General features: G+C 63.5%; 6 protein-coding genes. 3 read left to right on the top strand and 3 right to left on the bottom strand.

All coding sequences use genetic code 11. From position 1 onward, the window contains the following. Positions 1-1,264, bottom strand: a 1,264-nt coding sequence (locus ACE3S9_RS14220) for a shikimate kinase (RefSeq protein ID WP_374547133.1), incomplete at its 3' end; no start/stop codon positions are given. A 92-nt stretch (positions 1,265-1,356) separates the two neighbouring features. Here ACE3S9_RS14220 and ACE3S9_RS14215 point away from each other — a divergent pair. From ACE3S9_RS14215 to ACE3S9_RS14205, 3 genes are read left to right on the top strand one after another with little or no spacing between them, the layout of a single operon-like run. Continuing rightward, a complete protein-coding gene (locus ACE3S9_RS14215) occupies positions 1,357-1,500 on the top strand; it encodes a histidine kinase (RefSeq protein WP_374547132.1) in 144 nt (47 codons plus the stop codon). Next, the gene (locus ACE3S9_RS14210; RefSeq protein WP_374547131.1) at positions 1,497-2,474 is read left to right on the top strand and encodes a site-specific tyrosine recombinase XerD; all 978 of its coding nucleotides are present in this window, start codon (positions 1,497-1,499) and stop codon (positions 2,472-2,474) included. Before ACE3S9_RS14215 ends, ACE3S9_RS14210 begins: the two co-directional genes overlap by 4 nt. 33 nt (positions 2,475-2,507) lie before the next feature. Then, a complete protein-coding gene (locus ACE3S9_RS14205; protein ID WP_374547130.1) occupies positions 2,508-3,395 on the top strand; it encodes a hypothetical protein in 888 nt (295 codons plus the stop codon). A 45-nt stretch (positions 3,396-3,440) separates the two neighbouring features. Here the strand turns inward: ACE3S9_RS14205 and metW are convergent, their stop codons facing one another. Together metW and ACE3S9_RS14195 are read right to left on the bottom strand one after the other, a co-directional pair. Next, on the bottom strand, positions 3,441-4,094 hold the full coding sequence (gene metW, locus ACE3S9_RS14200; protein WP_374547129.1) for a methionine biosynthesis protein MetW: 654 nt from the start codon (positions 4,092-4,094) through the stop codon (positions 3,441-3,443). Continuing rightward, positions 4,091-5,290 (bottom strand): homoserine O-acetyltransferase, encoded by a 1,200-nt coding sequence (locus ACE3S9_RS14195; protein ID WP_374547128.1) that lies wholly within the window; start codon positions 5,288-5,290, stop codon positions 4,091-4,093. Before ACE3S9_RS14195 ends, metW begins: the two co-directional genes overlap by 4 nt. Positions 5,291-5,372: the final 82 nt, after the last annotated feature.

Genomic DNA, 5,372 nt, shown 5'->3' with positions numbered 1-5,372 from the left:
AGTGATTTTCCAGCCAGGCGAAGAAATCCGGCCGGTCGATCAGGCCATATTTGGCGACTTCCGCATAGCCGGCGGCAAACTCGCGCGGCGGCAGAGTGGCGAGGCTGTCGGTGTCGGCCAGAACCAGCGCGGGCTGGTGAAAGGCGCCGATCAGATTCTTGCCCTGGCGGGAATTGATGCCGGTCTTGCCGCCGACCGAAGAATCGACCTGCGACAGCAAGGTGGTGGGGATCTGCACGAAGCCCATGCCGCGCCGCAGGCTGGCCGCGACAAAGCCGGTGAGGTCGCCGATGACGCCGCCGCCGAGCGCGACCAGGAAATCGCCGCGCTCCATTTTCGCCGCCAGCGCCGCTTCGCAGAGCTGTTCGAAATGGGCGTAATTCTTGGTGGTTTCGCCGGCCGGCAGCACGATATGGCCGTGGCGGATGCCGGCCGCGTCGAGGCTGGCCTGCAGCGGCGCGAGCCAGCGCGGCGCGACATTGGCGTCTGTGACGATGAAGGCGCCGGCCCCCGGCGCGAGCAAGGCGAGCCGCTCGCCGGCATGGGCGATCAGATTGGGCCCGATCAGAATGTCATAGGCGCGCGCGCCGAGGGCGACGCGGACGGAGGTCGAGGCGGGAGGCGGAACGGGGGCGTTCATGTCGGAAGCGAAAGGTCCTTGTTGAGCCAGATGGCTTTCGAGCGCGGCGAGGATTTCCTCGATGATGGTCTCATGCGGGGCGTCGCGCGAGAGAATGGCGAGATCGGCCTCTTCGTAGATGGGATAGCGCGCGTCGATCAGTCCGCGCATCACGCCTTCCGGGTCCGGGCCCTGCAGCAGCGGGCGGGTCGGGCGTTTGCGGACGCGCCGCATCAGCACGTCGAAATCGGCCTTGAGCCAGATCGAGACAGCATGGTTGCGGATCAGGCCGCGCGTCTGCGGCTGGATGAAGGAGCCGCCGCCGGTGGCGATGACGCGCTCGCCCTCGCCGATCAGCCGCGCCAGCACGCGCCGCTCGCCGTCGCGGAAATAGGCCTCGCCATGGGAGGCGAAGATTTCGGCGATGGTCATGCGATGGGCGGCTTCGATTTCATGGTCGGAATCGACGAAGGGCAGGCCGAGCCTCTGCGCGAGGCGCTTGCCGATCGCGGTCTTGCCCGATCCCATCATGCCGACCAGCACCAACGGCCGTCCGGCCAGACGGTCGACGACCGCCTGCGCGCGCGAATCGCGGGGCGGAGGCGGAGGGGCCTCCGGCGGCTGAACGATGGCTTGATCCCACATGATCGGCATGTACTATCACGTCGCGCGCGCAAATTATATCTGGCTTTAGGCGCTTTCGCCCGAGACGCCAGAGGGTTCGTCCAAGGTCGTCCATGCCCAGTCTGTTCCGCTTCCTCCTCGTCGCCGGCCTGCTCGCTGGCGCGGCTTTCGTTGGCATGGCGGCGCTGGTCGCCTTTGTCGAGCCGCAGCCGCGCGAAATGAGCCAGCCGATTCCGCCCGCTTCGCTCAACAAATGAGCGGGACGGCGGCTCCGGCCTCGCGCGCGGCGATCGCCGATTTCCTCGACATGCTCGCCGCCGAGCGCGGCGCCGCCAAAAACACGCTCGACGCCTACGCCCGCGATCTCGGCGATTATGTGTTGGACCTGGCGCGCCGGGGGCGCGATGCGCTGGACGCGACGACGCAGGACATTCGCGATTATCTTGGCCGCTTGGCCGAAGCCGGGCTGAAGCCCTCGTCCGCGGCGCGGAAATTATCGGCGATCCGGCAATTCCACCGTTTCCTCGCCGCCGAGGAGCGGCGGCCCGACGATCCGGCCGTCCTGCTGGAAGGGCCGCGCCAGGGCCGGCGTCTGCCCAAGGTGCTGTCGGTCGACGAGGTCGACGCGATGCTGCGCGTCTGCCGCGAGGGGCTCGACGATCCCGCGCGTCCGGCCGAGGACCGGTTGCGGGCGCGGCGCGCCGCCTGTCTGGTCGAGGTGCTCTACGCGTCGGGCCTGCGCGTGTCGGAACTGGTCGCCTTGCCTTTGGCAGCGACGAAATTAGCGGAAAAGCCCCCTGAAAAGGGCGGCGGCTTCCTCACCATTCGCGGCAAGGGCGGCCGCGAGCGGCTCGCGCCGCTGACGACGCCCGCGCGCGAGGCGATCGCCGCCTATCGCCTCCAATTGCTGGCGCTGCATCCCGAAGCGGGGGCGCAGAAATGGCTGTTTCCGTCTGAGGGCGAGAGCGGCCATCTCACCCGCCAAGTCTTTGCTCGCGAGCTGAAATTCCTGGCGGCAGCGGCCGGCGTGAAGCCCGAGCGCGTCAGCCCGCATGTGCTGCGCCACGCCTTCGCCAGCCATCTGTTGCAAAACGGCGCCGATCTGCGCGTGGTGCAGGAATTGCTCGGCCACGCCGATATCGCCACCACGCAGATTTACACCCATGTGCTGGACGAGCGGCTGAAGGCGATGGTGCGCGACCTGCATCCGCTGAACGACGCGGACGATTGAGGCGCATGGCGAACTTCAACTTGAGGCCTAGTAATGGCGCTTTTATTTTTTAAACGTGCGGGCAGTCTCGGTTTGATCGCTGCCGCATTGTTCGCTTCCGCGCGTGCAGAACCCGCGAAGCCTGCGCAAGGAGCTCCATATCGAGCAATTATGTTTGAATCGCCCGACATCATCGAGAAATTGAAGGTTTCCGGCTTGTGGTTTCCCGATCAAGTCAAGCCGTACTCAGGCCTCAGTGGCGCAGCGATTTTCATTTTTTCAAATACCGAAACAGGCGAAACATTCAGCGCTGCCATCAATGCAGTGGCGTTGCTGCCCAAGGACTACTGGAAGAGTCGCGGCGTTCCGGATTTCAATGAGTTCGATGTTGGAGCCCTCGTCGACAAGGTCCGAGCAGAAGGAATCGTGGAAATTCGGTTGTCATCGGAAACCAGAGCCAAGATTGCGGACTGCGGCACGAGCGTGAGCAAATCTGGCCCGCGTGAAAAATGCCTGAAGTTTGGAACCGCTATTGTCGACATCCAAGACGTCGATTTTGACGGGAAAAAGGAGTTTGTGTTTCGGCAGGCGGAATCGTCTCAACGCGGCGTGGACGCATACGAAATTATTGAATTGCCATATGACAAATATCTCCAGGAAAAAAGCCGCCGAAAACCCATGAATGCGATCGACGATTTGAGCGAAATCAATATTTCTAAAAGGCAACTTATTTTGCACAATTCAGGCGGTGCATGCTCAAGCGCAAATGAAGTTTACTCTGGAAATCCAGAGCAAGGGTCTGTATTGACGCTGACGCATGTTCAGCAATACGTAACAGATCCACAAAGTTCCGCTTGTTATGTCGAGGACTACGAAGTCCAGGAACAGCCGGATGGTCAAGGCCAAACTTTCAAGCGGGTCTCTCGGAAATTGCTCAAGTAAAATCGGCAGAGAGCGTATAAAATCTAAGCCAAATAGTTTGAGGCGTCAGGTTTTTCGACCTTTATTGCGCTCCAGCAGGAAAACCGCCTGCTCGCCGAACAGGTTCCAGAACCACCACGGCGCATTGACGCGAATTTGCGCGCCATTGCGGTCCATCGCCACGGCGCGGAGGATGCGCGCGTCGACCTGTTCGACCAGCGAGACGAAATCGCGGATCGTGCAGAAATGGATATTGGGCGTCTCGTACCAGGGGTAGGAGAGGTTCTCGGTGATCGGCATCCGTCCGTAGAGACCGAGCTGCCAGCGGATGCGCCAGTGGCCGAAATTGGGGAAGGAGACGATGGCGCGCTTGCCGATGCGCATCATCTGCTCCAGCACCTTGCGCGGATTGCGCGTGGCCTGCAGCGTCTGCGACAGGATGACGTAATCGAAGCCGTCGTCGGGATAATCGGCGAGATCGACATCGGCGTCGCCCTGAATGACCGACAGGCCCTTGGCGACGCAATCGTTCACGCCCTTCTGCGAGATTTCGACGCCGCGCGCGTCGACATTGCGCGTTTCCGCCAGCAGGCGCAGCAATTCGCCGTCGCCGCAGCCGACGTCGAGCACGCGCGCGCCATCCTCGACCATGCCGGCGACCAGCAGCAGGTCGATACGGGTCAGAGCGGTCTGCGGAATGTCGGCGGTATTCGGAGTCATGGGCTGGCGCGTCCCGCGCTTTTGAAAGAAAGGCCGCGCGCGCGCGCCGCGCCGCGCAGAAAGCCGCGCGTCGTGGCGATGAAATCGGGCTCTTCGAGCAGGAAGGCGTCATGGCCCTTGTCGGTCTCGATCTCGACGAAGGAAACCGGCGCGCCGCCGGCGTTCAGCGCATGGACGATGGCGCGCGATTCGGCGGTGGTATAGAGCCAGTCCGAGGTGAAGGAGACGACGCAGAACCGTGTTTTCGCGCCCAGAAAGGCGCGCGCGAGCGAGCCGCCGTAATCCTGCGCCAGATCGAAATAGTCGCAGGCGCGGGTGACATAGAGATAGGAATTGGCGTCGAACCGGTCGACGAAGGTCGAGCCCTGATAGCGCAGATAGTTCTCGACCTGGAAATCGGCGTCGAAGGAAAAGGTCGGCTCGGCGCGATCCTGCAATTTGCGGCCGAATTTGCGCTGCAAGGCTTCGTCGGACAGATAGGTGACATGGGCGGCCATGCGCGCCACGGCGAGGCCCTTGGACGGACGCACGCCCTCTTCGATATAGCGCCCGCCGCGCCAGTCCGGATCGGCCATGATCGCCTGCCGGCCGACCTCGTGAAAGGCGATGTTCTGCGAGGAATGGCGCGCGGCGGTGGCGATCGGCATGGCCGCGAACACGCGCTCGGGATAGAGCGCCGCCCATTGCAGCACCTGCATGCCGCCCATCGAGCCGCCGGCGACGCAGAACAGGCTGTCGATCCCGAGCCTGTCGATCAGCATGGCCTGGGCGCGGACCATATCGGCGATGGTGATGACCGGCAGGTCGAGGCCGAAGGGCTGGCCGGTCGCGGGATTGATCGAGGCCGGTCCGGTCGTGCCCATGCAGCCGCCGAGCACATTGGTGCAGATGATGAAATATTTGTCGGTGTCGAAGGGCTTGCCCGGCCCGACCAGCGCCGACCACCAGCCCGGCTTGCCGGTGAGTGGATGGGCGTTGGCGACATGCTGGTCGCCGGTCAGGGCGTGACAGAGCAGGATCGCGTTGGATTTCTCGGCGTTCAGCGCGCCATAGGTCTGATAGGCGATGGTGAACGGGCTGAGCGACACTCCGGCGGTCATGGCGAGCGGCTGCGACCCGTCGAACACGGCGACCTGGCTGTGCGGCTGTGCGGCCTCGGCCAGGCTGGGATGGGGGTCGGAGGAAAGGTCGGTCAAGAGTTCCGCTTGTTCGATTTTCCGAACGGATCGTTTGCTAGATAGGTGTAGGGGCGCCGCGAAGTCAAGGAAGGCGCCGGCG

The organism is Rhodoblastus sp. (assembly GCF_041915505.1).
Lineage (GTDB): Bacteria > Pseudomonadota > Alphaproteobacteria > Rhizobiales > Beijerinckiaceae > Rhodoblastus.
The sequence above is the reverse complement of the archived record's forward strand: the minus strand, read 5'-3'. Positions and strand labels throughout refer to the sequence as shown.